Raw genomic sequence first — 19,118 nt, 5'->3', positions numbered from 1 at the left:
CGGAAGAGGTTTTTTTATTTATGAAGTTGAAACATCTCCTATTTTTCTTAATCTTTTTTGGTCATTGTATTACGGCCCAAGCCCAATTTCAGTTTATCGAAGGGCGATCTTACCTAAGTCATAAAACAAGCACTACTCTCAAAATTGATGGTTTAGCAAACGAAGATGCTTGGCAGACAGCGCCATGGACGGATACTTTTATAGATATTGAGGGAAACAAGAAACCCAAGCCTTATTTCGATACCCGAATGAAAATGCTTTGGGATGAAGACTACTTCTACTTTTATGCTGAAATGGAAGAGCCGCATGTTTGGGCTAAACTCACCGAACGCGATGCCGTGATCTTCTACGATAATGACTTCGAGATTTTCATCGACCCAGATGGCGATACTCATAACTATTACGAATTCGAAGTAAATGCACTCAACACCGTTTGGGATTTACTACTCACCCGCCCCTACCGCAATGGTGGCCACGCCATTGACCACTGGGACATTCACGGACTAAAGTCCGCAGTCCATGTCAACGGAACTCTAAACGACCCTAGTGATAAAGACCAAGGCTGGTCAGTTGAAGTGGCCATTCCGTGGGATGCCCTCAGCGAAGCCACCAGCATGAAAACCCCACCCAACAATGGTGACCAATGGCGTTTGAATTTCTCGCGCGTGCAATGGAAGACCGAAGTTATGGATGGAAAATATGTAAAACAGAAAGATTCTAAAACAGGCAAAAACCTACCAGAACATAATTGGGTATGGTCGCCACAAAGAGCCATTGCCATGCACGAACCTGAGTTTTGGGGCATTGTTCAGTTTTCAGACAAAAATGTGCTTGATGAAGGCTTTAGTATTATAAAAGTTAATAAAGCCGAAGAGGAAATAAGGCAAGTGCTTTACTATTTTCATCGAGCTCAAATTGATTTCAGAAGAGAACACAAAGTATTTGATCAATCACTCAAAAATTTCAACTTACCAAATCAAGTAGATGGATCAAAGGCTATAACCTACAACTTGAACACTACGGAACAGACCTATTTATTAAAAGCACAAACGACAGATGCAACTTGGTTCATTAATGAAACAGGTAGAATTTGGAAAGAAATAAAACCATGAAAAAACGCGACTTTATAAAAAACATTGGCCTTGGTTCAGCAGCCTTTATGCTGGCGCCTACCCTACTTACTTCGTGCGGAACTGCCAATTCTACTGAAGAAGATTTTAAATACTGGGTGTGGGTAGATGGCAACAATGAAAAAACCATAGCCGACTGGAAAACAGAATTAACTGGGCTTCGCGAAGCAGGAATAACCGGGCTTATTATTGGCGGTGGACGCCAAATGCTAGAGAAACTAATTCCGATAGCACAAGAGCTTGGGCAAGAAGTACATGCTTGGCTTTGGACCATGAACCGCCCGGGCGACACCGAAGCACAAGCACATCCGGAATGGTATGCCGTGAGCAGAAATGGAGAGTCGAGTCTTAATGTAAACCCCTATGTAGGCTATTATCAATGGCTCTGCCCTTCTAAACCAGAAGTGCAAGAATATGTGAAGAATTTCATGGTGTCGCATTGCGATATCGAAGGGCTTTCGGCCATTCACTTAGATTATGTTCGCTATTGCGATGTCATTCTTCCCAAAGGGCTTTGGGCCAAATACAACTTAGTTCAAGACCACGAAATGCCCGAATATGACTTCTGCTATTGCGAAACATGCCAAGGTAATTTTGAAGAAGAAAATGGATACAGACCCGACAGCTTAGAAGACCCTAGCCAAGATGAAAAGTGGAGAAAATACAGATGGGACAGCATTACTAAACTGGTGAATCAAGTTTCGGCTGCGGTACATGCTGAGGGCAAAAAAATGTCGGCAGCAGTATTCCCTTACCCTGAATTGGCCAGAAAACTCGTGCGCCAGTCTTGGAACGAATGGGATTTGGACATTGTGTTCCCTATGATTTACCACAACTTCTATGAAGAAGATATTCCTTGGATTGAATATGCTACGCAACAAGGCGTGAATGATTTGAATGGTAAATTTCCTCTACATACAGGTGTTTATTTACCAGAAATGAAACCAGAAGAAATTGCTCAGGCCATAGCTGCAGCCAAAGCAGGCGGAGCCAAGGGCATGTCCTTCTTTTCTAATGGAGCTTTAAAAGACGAAAGACTGAAGGCCTTTGCAGCTGTGAAAAAATCTTGATGCAAAACACTATTTTCAGAATACAGGAGGAGCAAATCAATATGGTTTGCTCCTTTTCATTTACACTAACAATAATAAAACTCAAGTAACTTTAGTACTACCCGTAAATCAACTTCAATATTAAGTTTCTTTTAACATTGAATGAGAACACAATATCTGTAAAGATATTTTCATTAATTGTACCCCAACATCATCACCGAATACCTCAATGAACTATCATAAGCGCAAATTCAGAGCTGTAATTAATACAGCAAACTGCGAAATTTCGAGCGAAACAGTTTTTGAATATATACAGGAAGGATCAGTTCTTAGTGCTCAATACCAAGGAGGACAGATGGTTAAAGGGCATATATCGGGATTAGTTGATGACCAAGGGTATATCGAAATGCATTACCACCAAGTAAATGAAAAGGGAGAAGTATCAAAAGGCATGTGCTATTCACGCCCAGAAATACTTAGTAATGGAAAAATTAGGCTACATGAAGCTTGGAAGTGGGCCTCGGGAGATATTTCGGAAGGAAGTTCTATATTAGACGAAATTTAGACTTTTAAAACCCCATACTTTTTGTATGCGTAATACTGCCCTTCTAATTAGCCTCGTATGGCTAGTTTCTTCTTGTGCTACAATCATTAATGGCAATTATTCGCAGGTAAGTATAAAGTCCGACCAAGCGGTCAACTATATCTATGAAGGCGACACCATTATTAACAAACTGAGCGCCCCCGTTACTTTCGTAGCCAAAAATAGCAAAGAGCCTATTACAGTATCAATTTTTACTGAAGAGAGAACCAAGCAAGTATATATTCTCCCTAAAAAAGCACCTGTATACTGGCTGAACACATTAAGTCCTTATTTCTCTGGATTTCTTGTGGATGAAATCACAGGAAAGAAATGGAAATACCCAAGAAAAGTGTTCATCGACTTGAATAGGCCGGGCAATGCCTATACGCCTTACTTTCCTATGGACAGCACTTTGTTATACAGAAAAAATAAAGTTGGATTCAACCCATTATCAATGGTAATAGGATATCACCCTGGAATTGAAGTAAGCTACGAGCGATTGCACGGAAGTAAGTTTGGCACTCAACTAAGCTATACTCACTTTTTAAGCAGAGACAATGATTTTGCCAGGAATAGTAAGGGATATAAAATAGTAGTGGAGGAAAAGTACTTTTTCAGAAACCATGAAAACACACGTTGGTATTCAGGAATAGCAGCCGAGTTCTTTCATAAGCAAAACGATGCCTACATCAGCTATTACACCGAGCCAATACCTAATCAGCGATTTCACTTTAGTGAAAGAACCAGAATTAATAAACAATTCGTTTCCATCACCCCCCATATTGGATTACAGTATTATTTAACCCGAGGCTTTGTTGTTGAAACCTATTTTGGTCTAGGGTTAAGGCATAGAAAAGTTACTTACCCTTCAATACCTGAAAATTACATCCAACAACCCGGCTTTTGGGAATGGTTTGATTTAAGTTATTCATCGAACAAAAAAGAAACAGCTTGGTCGGCAAATTTCGACCTAAGTTTAAAACTGAGCTGGGCTTTTTAAAAAGCCGCTAATCCCTAAGAATTGAGTAGCCAACACTGAAAACCAATTGGCTTTGTTTAGGCACCAATTCTCTCTCAATCAGTCGGGATAAACTCTCTTCGGTTTTACTCAAGCCAAACTCATATTTAAAATCAAGCAGCAGGTGATTGATATCAAGCCCAAGGCCAAACCGCCACAGAATGGTCATCTGATTATACTCTTGAGTTACGTTAATCCTTTCATTCAAAAAATACTCATTTCCAGAAAGCATTAAACTAAAACCAGGGCCGGTATCTAACCTCAAATTGCCAATATTCACACCAATAGAAAGCGGAATTTCGAGTGTGGTAAATTCAAAATCAGCACTAGGATTAAACCCAACTACACCATCGTAATTCAAGAAATCCAATCTACTTTGGGCAGTAGATAAAAGTAACTCAGGCTGTACATAAACATTATTCACCCTTATTTTAGCAAACAAGCCAAACTGGTAGCCAATCTCATTTCCTTCTTCCGGAATACGGACGTAATCGCTATCGATTCTAATTTTCGGACTAACAATTTTTAAAACAGGGCCTGCCTTATAACTAACGTCATAAAAATCCTGAGCCTGAGCAAAAGAAAACGACCCCATGAAGGCGATAATCGCTATTGAGCTCTTCAAAATCATTTCACCCAATTTTCCTAATTGCATATCGCTGAAGATTCAATAATTTTAGATTTCAAATTTATATAAATAAGATCGGAATGGAATCAAACGAAGCGTTTCAGAATGCATTAAAAACAGTGGACACCCTTACCCAACGTCCATCCAATGAACACCTTTTAAAATTATACGCCCTTTACAAACAAGCCACCCACGGAGACAACGATACTGAAAGACCGGGCGGTTTTGACTTTAAAGCTGCTGCCAAATACAATGCGTGGGAAAAACTTAAAGGTCAGAGTAAGGAAGAAGCAATGAAAGCTTATATCGACCTTGTAAATGAGTTAAAATCCGCTGAAAGTTAATTTCACAATAGCAGCTTATCAATGTCGTTTACCCTAGGCGACAACAATAAATTATATTTTTCTTCGCATATTGCGAACGGTTAAATCAAAATTCAAAATAAACAACAATGGGATTATTTAGTTTCGGAAAGAAAAAGAAGAAACCTGCTAGATCTTGTGATTTAGAAGGCTCACTATTAGAATTCGGTGAAGGCTATCTTCTTACATCTGCACAGATTATTAAATCAAAACGCTTTTGGGATAACAAAATGATAGAGCCTGAAACACTGGCTTATTCAAAAGCTCATTTTCAAAGAAATGATGAAATGGGTACCAAAATGCGCACAATGATTTTTCAAAAATACAGCAGCCAAGAAAAACCTTGGTTATTGGGTGACGGTCAGGTCAGCCAATTTGAAATTGATAAAGAACAAGCCAAAGAATATGCCCGTCAATGGTGGGAATCAAGCTTTAGCTTCACCCCTCCTTCAGCAGGCGCTGCAGAAAAAAATATGGATGCAGAAGAATATGAAAAATGGCGCGATTACGCCATCAATAAAGCTGGAGAAGAGCAATTGAGTAAAATGAAGTAATCGCCTGAGGCATACAAATAATTAATCATCCGTCAGTTCAGAATCTTTTAGATCATGGGCTGACGGATTTTCTTTTTATGGCCTATTCAATCTCCACGTTTTTAATTCCCAATGCCGAATCTTTTACTAATTTTGCTCACCTAAATCTACACCCCTTAAAACCTCGTTCTAATGATTCAGTTTTTCGATGCAGGAAACGACAAAATCTACGCTTTAGGCCTTACCCAACCCCTTCAAAATCAAGACATATCAAAGCTTTCTTGGCTTTTTGGTAATGCTACTTTGATTGCGACCGATACCTTGGAAGGCAATTTTGTAGGCCCCAGAAAAGAAATGATTACTCCTTGGAGTACCAATGCCGTAGAAATTACCCAAAACATGGGCGTTGCCGGAATCGAGCGTATCGAAGAATTTGACAAAGTAGATTTAAATAACACCGCTTTCGACCCCATGTTGCAAGCGGCCTATAAAGGTTTAGATCAGCAGATTTATAGCATTGACGTAAAGCCTGAGCCTGTGCTTTATATCGAAGACATTGCAGCTTATAACCAGCAAGAAGGTTTAGCGCTGAACCAAGAAGAAATTGATTACCTGAATGGAGTTAGCGAGCAATTGGGCAGAAAACTAACCGATGGCGAAGTATTCGGATTTTCCCAGGTAAACTCAGAACACTGCCGACACAAAATCTTTAATGGCGTATTCATTATTGATGGCCAAGAAATGCCTACTTCCCTATTCAAGCTTATTCGTAAAACTTCAGAGGCGCACCCGGGTAGATTGGTGTCTGCTTATAAAGATAACGTAGCATTTGTAGAAGGCCCTCGTGTAGAACAATTCGCACAAAAAACCCAAGACAAAGCCGACTGGTTCGAAACCAAAGATTTTGATTCGGTGATTTCATTGAAAGCCGAAACACACAACTTCCCTACGACTGTAGAGCCCTTTAACGGAGCGGCAACTGGAGCCGGTGGAGAAATCAGAGATAGAATGGCAGGGGGAAAAGGTTCTATGCCTTTGGCGGGAACTGCCGTGTACATGACCTCCTACTCTCGTTTAGAAAGAGACAGAAACTGGGAAGCCAACATGCCTGAAAGAAAATGGCTTTACCAAACGCCAATGGACATTCTCATCAAAGCTTCGAACGGAGCTTCTGATTTCGGAAATAAATTCGGTCAACCGCTGATTGCTGGTTCGGTACTTACTTTTGAACACCAAGAAGCTGACAAGAAATACGGTTTCGATAAGGTGATTATGCTGGCCGGTGGAGTAGGTTACGGAAAGAAAAAAGATGCCTTGAAAGAGTCTCCTGCGGCAGGCGATAAAATCGTGGTGATGGGTGGCGACAACTACCGCATTGGTATGGGCGGAAGTGCCGTATCATCAGTAGATACAGGTGAGTTTTCTAGCGGTATTGAATTAAACGCCATTCAGCGTTCGAACCCAGAAATGCAAAAGCGTGTGTATAACGCAGTGCGCGCAATGGCCGAAATGGATGACAACCCAATCGTTTCTATTCACGACCACGGAGCAGGCGGCCATTTGAACTGCCTTTCGGAACTGGTAGAAGAAACGGGCGGCACCATTGACGTAAAGAAATTACCTGTGGGCGATCCTACCCTTTCCGACAAAGAGATTATCGGCAACGAATCTCAAGAGCGAATGGGCTTGGTAATGAAGCAAAAAGACATTGAATTGATGGAGCGCGTGGCCAAAAGAGAAAGGGCGCCTTTCTATGTGGTGGGTGAAACCACTGGCGACCAGCACTTCAAATTCGAGAATAAAGTTTCGGGTGAAAACCCAATTGATTGGAATCTCTCTCATATGTTTGGTTCTTCTCCAAAAACCATTTTGGAAGACAAAACCGTAGCCAACAATTTTGCGGACTTGACTTATGACAACGCTAAAATTGAAGACTATTTAAAAGCGGTGCTTCAGTTAGAGGCTGTAGCTTGTAAAGATTGGCTTACCAACAAAGTAGACCGTTGCGTTACTGGCCGTGTAGCCAAGCAACAAACGGCAGGACCAATTCAGTTACCTTTGAACAATGTGGGCGTAATGGCGCTCGATTACCGAGGCATTAAAGGAATTGCCACTTCTATCGGTCATGCTCCAGTATCGGCTTTGGTGGATCCAGTAGCCGGTTCTCAGCTTTCGATTGCCGAGGCTTTGACCAACATTATTTGGGCACCGATTGAAGGCGGCATCAAAAACGTATCGTTGAGTGCCAACTGGATGTGGCCAGCGAAAAATGAAGGTGAAAATGCTCGTTTATACAAAGCGGTAGAAGGAGTAAGCCAGTTTGCCATCGAATTGGGCATCAATATCCCTACGGGGAAAGATTCCATGTCGATGACCCAGAAATACGAGAACGATGTGGTGTACTCACCGGGTACGGTGATTATTTCTGCCGTAGGCGAAGTAACCGACCTGAAGAAAGTAGTAGAGCCTGTACTTCAACCGATTGTCAACTCTTCTCTATTGTACATCGACCTTTCTGAAGATGACTTTAAACTGGGTGGAAGTTCATTTGCTCAAATCATTGGCAAAGTGGGCACTTCAGCACCAATGGTGAAGAACAGCGCTAAATTCGCCAAAACCTTCGATTTGATTCAAACCCTAATTGAAGAAGAGCACATTTTGGCCGGACACGATATTTCTGCTGGAGGTATGGTAACCGCCTTATTGGAAATGTGTTTTGCACAAGAAGAATTTGGTTTGGAAGTGGACCTTTCTGGCATCAAGGCCGGAGACGATGCGCAATTGCTCTTCTCTGAAAAACCGGGCTTGATTATTCAAATTGGAAACGAAAACAACGTTTCGGTAAAAGACAGACTGAAAGCATTGGGTGTTACTTACCATGAAATTGCCGTACCAAAATCTGAAGACAAACTATCGATTAAGACAGCCAACGCTGATTACAATTTCGATATTTTGGAAATGAGAGACCTGTGGTACAAGACCTCTTTCTTATTAGACCAAAAACAAAGCGGTGCCGAATTGGCCAAAACCCGTTTTGAGAACTATAAAAAACAACCTTTAGAATTCACTTTCCCTCAAGGGTTTGAAGGCCAATATACTGCTTTGGGCTTAAACCCTGACCGCAAAGAGAAAACGGGAATTAAAGGAGCGATTATTCGTGAAAAAGGCGTGAATGGCGACAGAGAAATGGCTTATGCCATGCATTTGGCTGGTTTCGATGTGAAGGACATTCACATGACCGACCTTATTTCTGGTGCCGAAGACCTAAGCGATGTCAACTTTATTGCCTTTGTAGGTGGCTTCTCCAATTCCGATGTTTTGGGTTCTGCCAAAGGCTGGGCGGGTGCTTTCTTATACAACGAAAAAGCAAAAGCTGCCCTCGACAATTTCTATGCCCGTGAAGACACTATTTCACTGGGGATTTGTAACGGTTGCCAGTTGATGGGCGAACTTGGTTTGCTGTACCCAGAACACAAAACGCATCCTAAATTAAAGCACAACATTGCAGGCAAATTTGAGTCGGGTTTTGTGAATGTAACCATTCCAGAAAATGACTCGGTAATGCTAGGCTCACTTTCAGGCGCAAGGCTTGGTATTTGGGTGGCACACGGTGAAGGCCGTTTTGCTTTACCAGAGAAAGAGTCTGCTTACAATGTAATTGCTAAATACTCTTACGAGGCCTACCCTGCTTCGCCCAATGGTTCTGACTACCATGTAGCAGGTTTGGCGAGTAAAGACGGCAGACACTTGGCCATTATGCCGCACTTCGAGCGCTCCATCTTCCCTTGGAACTGGGCGCACTATCCAATAGAGCAGCGTAAAGACATCCTCAGCCCATGGATCAAAGCCTTTATAAATGCTAAGGAGTGGGTTGCTGCGCGAGCGTAGCTCGGTAATATGTATTGAGTATTAAGCGGCTAAGGCTTATAAAGTATCAAAACCCACTTCGGAAGGAGTGGTTTTTTTGTTGGGGTTTCGTAGATACGACTCCTATACTTTACCTAATTAGTCAATTATATCCCTGTATTTAAACAAATCAATTGGTTGTAAGAAAAGTTTTAAGCAACTTCCTTATATAAACGCGATGTAGATGATTTAAAAATGAATTATATCTAATATTATTTACCTGATGAACGAATTAGTACCCATTCTAGGAAAGGAATTAATCAAACCGATAATAGACAACTTCTCAAAGAATTTTCTTCCTTGGATTAAACAAGAGAAGCGATCCATTTTTAAGAATACAGTTCGTTGTTTGCCCGAAAAACTTGAAGTTCATTGCATTGATATCGTTAACTGGTCAAATAAGATTCCACTTATGGGATTTTCTAACCCTAGAGATACTGAGTTATTCTCAACGGAATTAGAAATATCCTCCAATATCAATACTAGAAATACCGTTATTTCTGAGGAGGAGTTTCTTAACGAAAGAACAAATTCTATAATAATTGGAAGCCCTGGCTCTGGTAAGACGACTACGATAAAAAGACTGATTCAAAAATTTTTCACTAACCACGACTCTAACTTCGCAATTCCAATTTTAGTAAGATTAAGAAGTCTGAAATTCGAATCAATTTCAGAAGAGGTTTTAGATATTTTTGGAATTCAACCTAAATATGTAAAATTAGAAGGCAGCAAACCTGATATTATTAAGGCCTTTATCGGTGAAGAACCTATCGAGGTTTTCCTTCCGAAATTTTTAAACTATAACAAAGTTCTCCTATTCTTGGATGGCCTTGATGAAGTAAGAACTGAAATACAAGGTGAAATTTTTAACGAAATCGAATCTTTAGGTTTAAAGTTAAACCAAGCAAGAATAGTTGTATCAGTAAGAAAATCGCATTTTACTAAGCGAGCAAATCATTTTGAGTACTACCATATTCGAAGTTTATCAAAAGACAGAATTATAAAAATATCTAAAAAATGGCTTCCAAGAACCTACAAAGCTTTTTTAAAGGAACTTGAATTGAAACCATATACCGACTTAGCCAATCGTCCGATATTTCTTACGATTCTATTAATTCTCTATGATAAAGAAAACTCACTACCAGAAGAACCAAATGAAGTATATGAAGAAATGACCTTCCTAGTAATTAGAGACTGGGATGAGCAACGAGGTATAAAAAGAAAATCAAAATACTCGGGCTTCGGCACTAGAGCGAAACTTAGATTTTTATCCGAGGTTGCTTTTGCTCTAATGTACAAGTTGAAATCAAAGTCTTTCAATTCTAAAGAAATTGGGAATATTTATGAAAAACTTCATAAGAAGTATTCATTACCCATTGAGGAACTGCATGATGTAGTCTCGGAGATTGAGTCTCATAACGGTATTATAATTGAGCTTGGATACAACAAATACGAATTTTCACACCTCTCTATTCAGGAATACCTATGTGCTAGACATATTCTGACCTTACCTTTTTCAAAGGAAGTAATAAATTACTTTCATGAATACCCAGAACCCCTGGCTATCGCTATCTGTTTATCACAAGCACCCAATGAATGGTTTGCAAACTTGATAAGAAATAGAAATTTGGTAAATAGATCAAAAAGTTCAATAAGAAGACTTTTGGAGCGGCTTTTAGTAGAAGTACCAACATTTGATAAAGACCATGAACTTGGTTATACAATAGTCCAAATTATGTTCGATACTCATGGAGATGAAGAAGCAAAGTATTTGATTCTCGATTTCTTAAAGCTGCTCAATACGAAAGAGTCATTAGTGCTCGTATTAAGAGACTATCAATTTATTCAAGTAGTGAATAACGCCTGTACTCTTTCAAGATTATCACACGAAGCTAGTAACTTATTTGTAACTCATCCAGCTTACGGAGATATCCACTTGGACTACATTAAGCTATTAGACTCCGAAGGCCTGATTGATATCACCAAAATTGATAAGATACCCACCTAAAGTCCAACCCCACTATCGCAGGCTCCCCAACACCTCCTCGATTGTATCGAGGATGCAAGACAAATCGGTTTCGAACCGATGGATATACTAATAGAAACCTCTCTATTTCAAAGCCTTGCAATCACAGGGTATAGCAAGCGGATCTTGGGGACTTCCAAGACTTCGGAATCAGAACGAGATAAGGCTCATTCGGAGCGTCATGCCATCTATATTTCTGAAAAAGACCCTTACAGGGTGTCTGTAAAGCAGGCTTGTCCGATATATCATATTATTAGCACAAACATCAAATCTAAGTCATGCTGTAAGCATCTTTTCACGTTGTTAAAGCATTGTATCTCCCACTGGTCTTCGCGTCCCACTGTCGCAGGTTCTCCGAACCTGTGACCACTATTCACCAAGGACTCTGTCCTTGGGAAACCACATTTATTTCCAATATTGAGGTTTTAGACCCTTCGCACACTCAGGGAAAGAAAAAGAGGCATCATCGAACAATTAATCTTCACCCCAACTCATCCACGATTGCATCGAGGATGTAAGACAATTCAGTTTTTAACCGATGGGGTAAACTAACTTTGCACCAGGTTTTCCAGTTAAACAGGTAATGAAGCATTAGTCAAATTCATCAATTTTAAAGATATTTAGGTAAAGAAAATCAACATGGCAACTGTAGATAAATTAAGGAATGGATTGATTGACAAGATCCTAACGATACAAAACAAGGAGGTTTTGGAAGCACTGGACAAGCTCGCTTCTTCTAGTGTACCGGAAAGCCAAACTGTTCAACTTTCGGAGGAACAAAAAAAGATGTTGGAAATGAGTGAGGAAGACATAAAAAACGGAAGGTTGATTTCACAAGATGAAATGCACAAACGAAATCTGGAATGGCTGAACGCAATGTGATATGGACTAAAACAGCCGATATCCAATTTGTCGGAGTACTCGAATATTGGGTAAATAGGAACAAATCACCCCGATATTCAAAAAAATTGGTCCGTTTAGTTGCCGAACGAACTAAGCAAATCGCCCAATCTCCCTTCATTTACAAATCCACTGATTTTAAAGATGTTTTCGTAGCCTCACTAGGTAACTTCAGCATCTATTATAAAGTAACGAAAGACTCCATTCTGATTTCTGCCTTTTGGGATAACCGACAGAACCCTAAAAAATTACTAGAAATTTTACAGAGCGAAAAATAACGATTCCAACTCATCCTCGATTGTATCGAGGATGTAAGACAAATCGGTTTCGAACCGATGGATATACTAATAGAAACCTTTCTATTTCAAAGCCTTGCAATCACAGGGTATAGCAAGCGGATCTTGGGGACTTCCAAGACTTCGGAATCAGAACGAGATAAGGCTCATTCGGAGCGTCATGCCATCTATATTTCTGAAAAAGACCCTTTCAGGGTGACTGTAAAGCAGGCTTGTCCGATATATCATATTATTAGCACAAACATCAAATCGAAGTCATGCTGTAAGCATCTTTTCACGTTGATAAAGCATTGTATCTCCCACTGGTCTTCGCGTCTCGCTGAGACCCAGCTCATCCTCGATTGCATCGCGGATATAAGATAAGTCTACATTCACCCTCCATTGTATCGAGGATGTAAGACCAGTCGGTTTTGAACCGATGGATAAGACAAAAGCTTCTATTAGAATTACCTCTAACATTGAAGTTTTAGACCCTTCGTTCCTCAGGGAAAGAAAAGAGACATCATCGAATAATCACGCGCTAGTTGGTGTTCTTCTCACTCCTGCATTTTTTATCTATGGGGCATAAGGACTTTTTAATAAATTACGGGAAATATAAAACTCATCCAACTGGTGTAATACAAGTTTGTGCTTCATTAAAACTACATTCTGAAGCTACAACCAAGCATTAATCTATGATTAAAATCTTTAGAAAAACACGGCAAAAATTACTTTCAGAGGGTAAAATAGGTAGATACTTAAAATATGCAGTTGGCGAAATTGTACTTGTGGTAATCGGGATTCTGATTGCGCTTCAGCTAAACACTTTGAATGAAAAAAGAAAAAGTGCTGACGCTTTAAAAAGCTACTACAATCAAATTTTACAGGATTTAGCGAAAGACTACCCTTATATTAACGCTCAAATATCTGATTTAGAGTCTAATATTGCTCTTTACGAAGCGTATATAACCGCTCTTCCAAATCAAGAAAGTTTAGAAGCAGTTGTTGAAAGCTCTACCAAGCTTAACCCCTTTTATAACAACCTTAGCTTCAATAAGAATACAATTGAAACGCTGGAGAACACTGGCGACATAAGGCTTTTACCTTCTAACATAAAGAACAGCCTCATTGACTTAAAAAATCTTCAAGACCTAGTGATTAAAGCAAAGCTGAGTAATAATGAAACTTTTATAAATCAGTTTTTGGAGGCCACAAAATTAGGATACACCCCAAATGGTTTTCCAACGCTAGACCTATCTAAAGTAACAGGTCAACTGTATAAAGGAACGATAGCCGATGATCTTCCAGAAATAGCATTGACTTTAAAGTCGGCCTTTACTTTTAAGTATGTTACTGAAAAAGATGAACTCAAAAGTTTTAATAGCATGAAAAATGCTTTGAATAATTTATTTACCGTCATAAATTACGAGCTAGGCAGCCCCCATAAAAGCATTGATAGAGTTTTTAGCGACTTGATACCATTACCTGAGCTGTTAGAAGAGGGTAAAACAGTGGATGAGATTATTACCTTAATAAAAGAGCAAGACAGAAACGACCCTGAATACAATATCTCTGAAGCCTCTATAAACGCATTGGGCTACTATTATTTAAATACAACGAAGGAAAATCGCAAGGCCCTAAAAGTGTTTGAACTGAATATCGAGTTGTATCCAGAAGCTTGGAATACTTATGACAGTTATGGCGAGTGTTTATTGCGTATAGGAGATATAGAAAATGGGATTAAAGCTTATCAAAAATCCATTGCGTTAAACCCAGAGAATGAGGGCGCCATAAAGGTACTTTCAGATTTGAAGTTGGAAAACTAAAGGGGTCACGCCCTTGTTGGTGTTCTTCACCAACAAGCCACTAAGGATTAACCCAACTGGCCTTACCTCTCACTAAGACCAACAACCTGATTAAAATGGTTAAAACCATTCCCTAAAGTCATGCATTTAAATAGCCCACGGTTTAAACCGTGGGCTATAAATCACAAAAGCTGATTCAACCGTTTCAACGGTTTGCCCCAACATTGAGGTTTTAGACCCTTCGTTCCTTTCCTACACCAGGCAGGCTCAGGGAAAGAAAAGAGACATCATCGAATAATTAATCTTTCACGGGTCAGAGGCTCTAGATCATTCTCGTTCAACTAATTTCCCCTTTGCGGCTAAATAAGCAACCAATTCATCGCGCTCACCCCCTCCCTATTTGTATTAGGTCAGAGAGCTAATGTAATCTCAACTTTGGACGTATTAATAGATGGTGATAAATTACAGAGCATAAGACACTGGAACCTTAGTGGACATGCAACATTGCCCAACATTAAATTGAACAATGAAAACGAAAAAGGATATTGAAAATGAAAGAACAAAACTCATCTCGGGTATTACAAATCAGTTGACCTTATTGGTAGATGATTTGCAAAAACAAAAGCCCGAAAAAGCATTCACTATCCATGTCTATGAAGAAAACATGTATTGGTGTGTGAATTGGGAAAGCACTAAACTTTGGAAAACCGATCAGTTTCTGAAAGAATACTTTCAAGTGCAAATATGGAAAAGCAGTGAAAAGTACTCCTTGGAGGGTGAACATAGAGTTGAAGATATTTTTGAGCATTTAAGTGACCAATACTTTCTATATGAAGGAATGACAATACAAGATTTAATATTAATGACCGATGAGATTGTTGAAAAAACTCGGGCAGGAGTTTTAGAAGCTGTGGACAAAGAAATAGATTCTAGTTATTAGAATTAAAAACCCCAACCACCTCATCCTCTATTGCATCATAGGTGTAAGACAAGTCGGTTTTTAACCGATGAATAAGAAAAAGCCTCTATTAGAATTACTACCAACATTGGGGTTTTAAACCCTTCGTTCCTCAGGAAAGAAAAGAGACTTCAATGAACAATTAATCCTTCAAAGGTCAGTAGGCGCTAGATCATTGTCGTTGAACTAATTTACCCTTTGCGCTACTCAGTGCTCTTTGCGGTAAAATAAGTAAACCAACAACCCAATTAAAATGGTTAAAACCATTCCCTAAAGTTATGCATTCAAATAGCCCACGGTTTAAACCGTGGGCTATAGAGCAAAGTGTTTCCATCAACCGTTTCAACGGTTTGCCACAATTCACCCCTCTTGATAAATGCCATAGGAGACTCTTCCTCCTATATCTATATTTGCCCAACAAACGCTTTATATAAAGCTCAAAGAGAAAAGTCATACGTAAACCGTTGGAGCTAATTTGAAAATGGATAGTGAGAAAATATTAGACGAAATTGGAGAAATATACACTCCCCTATCAACTGAATGTAAACAAGAATTCATTGCTTGTTCAAAAATTAACACCTTCAAAAGAGGCGAAGTGGTGGTTCGTGAAAAACAGTTTTCTAAAAAAGCCTATTTGATTATTGAAGGCTGTGCAAGGGCCTATTACTTAAAAGATGGCAAGGACATTTCAGATTGGTTTACCTTCGAAAATCAGTTTATGGCATCGATTGTCAGCTTTTTTAGTGAAGAACCAAGCCCTCACTATATCGAGTTTGTTGAAGATTCAATTGTTCTGGAATTTTCAAAAGATACTGTTAAAAAGCTCTCTAGCAAACATCATGATTTCGAACGATTTATAAGTAAAGTGGTAACAGAAACCATGCTTGGACTGTGCGAAAGATTGTATACCATTCAATTCAATAAAGCAGAAGATAGGTACAAACACCTCCTCAATATTTATCCTGATATCACCCAGAGAATCCCTCTCACCCATATTGCCTCCTATTTAGGTATTACCCTTGAAACTTTAAGCAGAATAAGAGGTCTTAAAAACCCAATTTGATCTATATCAAATTCCTACTCTTCCATTAGGGTGATTTTTGTTGAAAAGAAGAAACAATGGAAGAAAATAACAGACAACTTAAGTCAATTTGGGGAAAGTGGTGGGAACCCATTAGGAAATGGTTCTACCCTGCTTGGTTAGGCTACGAAACTTCAATTCGCTTTTACGATTACTCACTATCGGTTCATCGGTATTTTATAAAGCAGAAGGATGATATAGCATCATACATTGGGGGAATTGGCACTCAAACTTTAGATATTTTCTGCAGTGTAGGCACTTTCGTTGTCTGCACGCTTTTCTTAACTGTGCCTGCCTGCTTTGTGCTTTATAAATTTTTCGAAATTGAAAATTTGACGAGCTCTCCATTTGAGTCAAAATTGAAACCTATTTTCTAGTGGTGATGAAGAAAACACTGATTATAAACGGTCATCCTGATGCGGAGAGTTTCAGTTTTGCAATTTCAGAAGCATATAAGAAAGGCGCACGAGAATCGAATATTGAGATCAAAGAAATTAATATTCGAGAACTGAATTTCAACCCAAACCTTCAATTTGGTTATCGAAAGCGAACCGAACTAGAGCCAGATTTACTAGATGCTCAAAGCAAATTAGAATGGGCTGATCATTTGGTTTGGGTTTACCCAGTTTGGTGGAGTTCTGTACCAGCCATAATGAAAGGTTTTTTAGACCGGGTACTACTGCCTGGGTTTGCCTTTAGTAAAAGAGAAAAATCATTGCTGTGGGATCCGCATTTAAGCGGAAAGACAGCAAGGCTAATCTGCACAATGGATCAACCAACATGGTACTATAGATTAGTTTATGGTAGCCCGAGTCATAATGCCATGAAAAGAGGGACTTTGAAGTTTATTGGTGTGAAAAAAGTGAAGATCACCGCTATTGGGCCAATAAGGCTATCCAAAGAAGATTTTAGGCTAAAATGGTTGAAGAAAATCGAAAAACTGGGACAAAAGAACAAGTAACAGTCATCTACATCCTTAGATTTTTGTGGACTAAAAGCCCAATTAAAATGGTTAAAACCATTCCTCAAATCATGCATTAATATAGCCCACGGTTTAAACCGTGGGCTATAAAGCAAAATATTCCATTTACTGTTTCAACGGTTTGATCTAGCGCTCCTTGATTGTATCAGAGGTTCAAGATAAATCTATTTTATATACGTCTTTAAAATCAGTATATTCATGGCTATACTTTGTGTTTGTGACTGATGAATAAGGTTATATTTCATTTTAAAAAAGAAAAATATGGATTTAATATCACCAGGTATTGGTTTGATTTTGTATCAATCTGTCATATTGCTTGCCGTACTCTTGCCTATTCTATGTCTGGTGAGCATTTTGAAGCATCAGTTTAACGGCAGCGACAAACTTATATGGGTTCTTGTCGTGATTTTTGTACCCATGCTGGGATCAATCCTTTACCTAACGATGGGTCGTAAAAAGAGATTAGAAAGTAAATAGACTTTACGTCTGTGAAGACCAACCCACTCCTACTCATCTTCGATTGTACCGAGGATGTAAGACAAATCAGTTTCGAACTGACATAACTTAGCACCAATCTCTAACATTAAGGCTTTAGAACCTCCGTACCTTGTCTGCGGAAGCAGGCTCAGGGAAAGAAAAGAGACTGCACCTGAAAGTTGTAGCCGTTGCACAGTTTCACTAGATTTATCTCACATTTCTAAAGTAGAGGAATTCAACCTATTCAAAACAGATAATACATAATATGGCTTCAGGATTTTTTGCGCTATTCGATGACATTGCAGTGCTCATGGATGATGTAGCAGTGATGACCAAAGTGGCAACCAAGAAAACAGCCGGCTTACTGGCAGATGACTTGGCCGTAAATGCCGAAAAGGCCTCGGGTTTTGTTTCCTCTAGAGAATTGCCGGTTTTATGGAAAATAACCAAGGGTTCTTTTCTAAATAAGCTCATAATTCTGCCTATTGCTTTTCTATTGAGCGCTTATCTTCCTGAAGCAATTGTCCCCATTCTATTAATTGGCGGTATGTATTTGGCTTTTGAGGGTGCCGAAAAAATATATCACTACCTATTCCATAGAAACCATACCAAGCAAGCTGTTGACTTGATAAAACCATCGAAAGCAGAAGTACTAGCCCGAGAAGCTAAAAAAATTAAATCTGCCATTATTGTAGATTTTATCCTTTCAGTAGAGATAGTTATAATAGCGTTAAGCTCAGTGGTTGAGGAACCCATCAATGTTCAAATTATTGTAGTAACGGTTATCGCTATACTGGCCACTATTGGTGTTTACGGCTTAGTAGCATTACTGGTAAGAATGGATGATATAGGCTATAAGCTGATTGCAAAGAGCGGCAATCAAGCTGGTGCATCAAAAAGTATAGGCACTGCCCTAATAAAGACTTTGCCTGTTTTGATCAGAGTATTAACCGTTGTGGGGACCATCGCCATGATTTTAGTGGCCGGAGGAATATATGTTCACAACATTCATTTTATACATGAACTTGTACATGCTCTACCCGGAATATTGGGTGAGTTTATCGTTGGCTTGATTGTAGGTATTATAGCCTTGACGCTTTTTAAAGGCCTGTCTAAAGTTTTCAAAAGAGGAAAAAAGTAGAACAGTCATAATTATGAAACAAGAACAACAAACAGCCTCAACTGAAGAGGAATTAATTCAGAAGCAAAAAAAGTTAAAATCGGAAAGGATTACGACTGCCTTTATGATCGGCTTATTGATCGGCATTTTCATTTATAGTGCCATTACCAATGGCTTTAAATTCTTTACTTTCTTCCCCCTAATTCTTGCTTATTTTTTCTTTTGGAGAAGGAAAAAGACTGAGGCTAACAATCAGTATTAACCTAACTCTCTTTGCTCTGTGAT

The 19,118-nt window shown here is 39.3% G+C and carries 19 protein-coding genes; 18 read left to right on the top strand and 1 reads right to left on the bottom strand.

The window, feature by feature from the left end; translation table 11 throughout:
- The first annotated feature begins 20 nt into the window (after nucleotides 1-20).
- From MB14_RS15335 to MB14_RS15320, 4 genes are all read left to right on the top strand, one after another.
- Entirely contained in the window at nucleotides 21-1,112 is a 1,092-nt protein-coding gene (locus MB14_RS15335) for a carbohydrate-binding family 9-like protein (RefSeq protein WP_062593120.1), read from the top strand.
- Complete coding sequence (locus MB14_RS15330; RefSeq protein WP_062593118.1) at nucleotides 1,109-2,200, top strand: glycoside hydrolase family protein; 1,092 nt, start codon at nucleotides 1,109-1,111, stop codon at nucleotides 2,198-2,200. Before MB14_RS15335 ends, MB14_RS15330 begins: the two co-directional genes overlap by 4 nt.
- Nucleotides 2,201-2,408: 208 nt before the next feature.
- On the top strand, nucleotides 2,409-2,744 hold the full coding sequence (locus MB14_RS15325) for an avidin-fold protein (RefSeq protein ID WP_062593116.1): 336 nt from the start codon (nucleotides 2,409-2,411) through the stop codon (nucleotides 2,742-2,744).
- A gap of 25 nt (nucleotides 2,745-2,769) precedes the next feature.
- Nucleotides 2,770-3,762, top strand: a complete 993-nt coding sequence (locus MB14_RS15320; protein WP_062593114.1) for a hypothetical protein — start codon at nucleotides 2,770-2,772, stop codon at nucleotides 3,760-3,762.
- A 7-nt stretch (nucleotides 3,763-3,769) separates the two neighbouring features.
- On the opposite strand, the gene MB14_RS15315 is transcribed toward MB14_RS15320, so the two are convergent.
- A complete protein-coding gene (locus MB14_RS15315; RefSeq protein ID WP_062593112.1) occupies nucleotides 3,770-4,435 on the bottom strand; it encodes an outer membrane beta-barrel protein in 666 nt (221 codons plus the stop codon).
- A 53-nt stretch (nucleotides 4,436-4,488) separates the two neighbouring features.
- Here MB14_RS15315 and MB14_RS15310 point away from each other — a divergent pair, with 53 nt between their 5' ends.
- The 14 genes from MB14_RS15310 (at nucleotide 4,489) to MB14_RS15235 (ending at nucleotide 19,095) form a co-directional block, all read left to right on the top strand.
- Nucleotides 4,489-4,752, top strand: a complete 264-nt coding sequence (locus MB14_RS15310; RefSeq protein WP_062593110.1) for an acyl-CoA-binding protein — start codon at nucleotides 4,489-4,491, stop codon at nucleotides 4,750-4,752.
- A 107-nt stretch (nucleotides 4,753-4,859) separates the two neighbouring features.
- A complete protein-coding gene (locus MB14_RS15305) occupies nucleotides 4,860-5,324 on the top strand; it encodes a hypothetical protein (RefSeq protein ID WP_053221858.1) in 465 nt (154 codons plus the stop codon).
- 171 nt (nucleotides 5,325-5,495) lie between these two features.
- Nucleotides 5,496-9,191, top strand: coding sequence for a phosphoribosylformylglycinamidine synthase (gene purL, locus MB14_RS15300; RefSeq protein ID WP_062593108.1), 3,696 nt, complete (start codon nucleotides 5,496-5,498; stop codon nucleotides 9,189-9,191).
- Between the two features lie 241 nt (nucleotides 9,192-9,432).
- On the top strand, nucleotides 9,433-11,217 hold the full coding sequence (locus MB14_RS15295) for an NACHT domain-containing protein (protein WP_062593106.1): 1,785 nt from the start codon (nucleotides 9,433-9,435) through the stop codon (nucleotides 11,215-11,217).
- 657 nt (nucleotides 11,218-11,874) lie between these two features.
- Nucleotides 11,875-12,117 (top strand): hypothetical protein, encoded by a 243-nt coding sequence (locus tag MB14_RS15290; protein ID WP_062593104.1) that lies wholly within the window; start codon nucleotides 11,875-11,877, stop codon nucleotides 12,115-12,117.
- The gene (locus tag MB14_RS15285) at nucleotides 12,099-12,413 is read left to right on the top strand and encodes a type II toxin-antitoxin system RelE/ParE family toxin (protein WP_062593102.1); all 315 of its coding nucleotides are present in this window, start codon (nucleotides 12,099-12,101) and stop codon (nucleotides 12,411-12,413) included. Before MB14_RS15290 ends, MB14_RS15285 begins: the two co-directional genes overlap by 19 nt.
- 692 nt (nucleotides 12,414-13,105) lie before the next feature.
- Nucleotides 13,106-14,236, top strand: a complete 1,131-nt coding sequence (locus MB14_RS15275) for a hypothetical protein (RefSeq protein ID WP_062593098.1) — start codon at nucleotides 13,106-13,108, stop codon at nucleotides 14,234-14,236.
- Between the two features lie 505 nt (nucleotides 14,237-14,741).
- Nucleotides 14,742-15,155 carry a hypothetical protein gene (locus tag MB14_RS15270; protein WP_062593096.1) on the top strand — a complete coding sequence of 138 codons (414 nt, stop codon included), beginning with the start codon at nucleotides 14,742-14,744 and terminating at the stop codon, nucleotides 15,153-15,155.
- 499 nt (nucleotides 15,156-15,654) lie between these two features.
- A complete protein-coding gene (locus MB14_RS15260) occupies nucleotides 15,655-16,236 on the top strand; it encodes a Crp/Fnr family transcriptional regulator (RefSeq protein WP_062593092.1) in 582 nt (193 codons plus the stop codon).
- Nucleotides 16,237-16,292: 56 nt separating this feature from the next.
- Entirely contained in the window at nucleotides 16,293-16,631 is a 339-nt protein-coding gene (locus MB14_RS15255) for a hypothetical protein (RefSeq protein WP_062593090.1), read from the top strand.
- Nucleotides 16,632-16,636: 5 nt separating this feature from the next.
- On the top strand, nucleotides 16,637-17,215 hold the full coding sequence (locus tag MB14_RS15250; protein WP_062593088.1) for an NAD(P)H-dependent oxidoreductase: 579 nt from the start codon (nucleotides 16,637-16,639) through the stop codon (nucleotides 17,213-17,215).
- Between the two features lie 282 nt (nucleotides 17,216-17,497).
- Nucleotides 17,498-17,713 (top strand): PLDc N-terminal domain-containing protein, encoded by a 216-nt coding sequence (locus MB14_RS19240; RefSeq protein ID WP_062593086.1) that lies wholly within the window; start codon nucleotides 17,498-17,500, stop codon nucleotides 17,711-17,713.
- Nucleotides 17,714-17,978: 265 nt separating this feature from the next.
- Complete coding sequence (locus MB14_RS15240; protein ID WP_062593084.1) at nucleotides 17,979-18,854, top strand: DUF808 domain-containing protein; 876 nt, start codon at nucleotides 17,979-17,981, stop codon at nucleotides 18,852-18,854.
- A 13-nt stretch (nucleotides 18,855-18,867) separates the two neighbouring features.
- Entirely contained in the window at nucleotides 18,868-19,095 is a 228-nt protein-coding gene (locus tag MB14_RS15235; RefSeq protein WP_062593082.1) for a hypothetical protein, read from the top strand.
- Nucleotides 19,096-19,118: the final 23 nt, after the last annotated feature.

Origin of the sequence: Roseivirga ehrenbergii, assembly GCF_001593005.1 — a bacterium.
GTDB classification, from domain to species: Bacteria; Bacteroidota; Bacteroidia; order Cytophagales; family Cyclobacteriaceae; genus Roseivirga; species Roseivirga ehrenbergii.
This window is presented reverse-complemented; position numbering and strand designations above follow the sequence as displayed.

Excerpts from the sequence above, each read along its gene's own strand:
- MB14_RS15320 (WP_062593114.1), top strand. The coding sequence starts at position 2,770 with ATGCGTAATACTGCCCTTCTAATTAGCCTCGTATGGCTAGTTTCTTCT.
- MB14_RS15240 (WP_062593084.1), top strand. The coding sequence starts at position 17,979 with ATGGCTTCAGGATTTTTTGCGCTATTCGATGACATTGCAGTGCTCATG.
- MB14_RS15275 (WP_062593098.1), top strand. The coding sequence starts at position 13,106 with ATGATTAAAATCTTTAGAAAAACACGGCAAAAATTACTTTCAGAGGGT.
- MB14_RS15315 (WP_062593112.1), bottom strand. The coding sequence starts at position 4,435 with ATGCAATTAGGAAAATTGGGTGAAATGATTTTGAAGAGCTCAATAGCG.
- MB14_RS15290 (WP_062593104.1), top strand. The coding sequence starts at position 11,875 with ATGGCAACTGTAGATAAATTAAGGAATGGATTGATTGACAAGATCCTA.
- MB14_RS15325 (WP_062593116.1), top strand. The coding sequence starts at position 2,409 with ATGAACTATCATAAGCGCAAATTCAGAGCTGTAATTAATACAGCAAAC.
- MB14_RS15310 (WP_062593110.1), top strand. The coding sequence starts at position 4,489 with ATGGAATCAAACGAAGCGTTTCAGAATGCATTAAAAACAGTGGACACC.
- MB14_RS15330 (WP_062593118.1), top strand. The coding sequence starts at position 1,109 with ATGAAAAAACGCGACTTTATAAAAAACATTGGCCTTGGTTCAGCAGCC.
- MB14_RS15305 (WP_053221858.1), top strand. The coding sequence starts at position 4,860 with ATGGGATTATTTAGTTTCGGAAAGAAAAAGAAGAAACCTGCTAGATCT.
- MB14_RS15250 (WP_062593088.1), top strand. The coding sequence starts at position 16,637 with ATGAAGAAAACACTGATTATAAACGGTCATCCTGATGCGGAGAGTTTC.
- MB14_RS15335 (WP_062593120.1), top strand. The coding sequence starts at position 21 with ATGAAGTTGAAACATCTCCTATTTTTCTTAATCTTTTTTGGTCATTGT.
- MB14_RS15285 (WP_062593102.1), top strand. The coding sequence starts at position 12,099 with ATGGCTGAACGCAATGTGATATGGACTAAAACAGCCGATATCCAATTT.
- MB14_RS15255 (WP_062593090.1), top strand. The coding sequence starts at position 16,293 with ATGGAAGAAAATAACAGACAACTTAAGTCAATTTGGGGAAAGTGGTGG.
- MB14_RS15295 (WP_062593106.1), top strand. The coding sequence starts at position 9,433 with ATGAACGAATTAGTACCCATTCTAGGAAAGGAATTAATCAAACCGATA.
- MB14_RS19240 (WP_062593086.1), top strand. The coding sequence starts at position 17,498 with ATGGATTTAATATCACCAGGTATTGGTTTGATTTTGTATCAATCTGTC.
- MB14_RS15260 (WP_062593092.1), top strand. The coding sequence starts at position 15,655 with ATGGATAGTGAGAAAATATTAGACGAAATTGGAGAAATATACACTCCC.
- purL (WP_062593108.1), top strand. The coding sequence starts at position 5,496 with ATGATTCAGTTTTTCGATGCAGGAAACGACAAAATCTACGCTTTAGGC.
- MB14_RS15270 (WP_062593096.1), top strand. The coding sequence starts at position 14,742 with ATGAAAACGAAAAAGGATATTGAAAATGAAAGAACAAAACTCATCTCG.
- MB14_RS15235 (WP_062593082.1), top strand. The coding sequence starts at position 18,868 with ATGAAACAAGAACAACAAACAGCCTCAACTGAAGAGGAATTAATTCAG.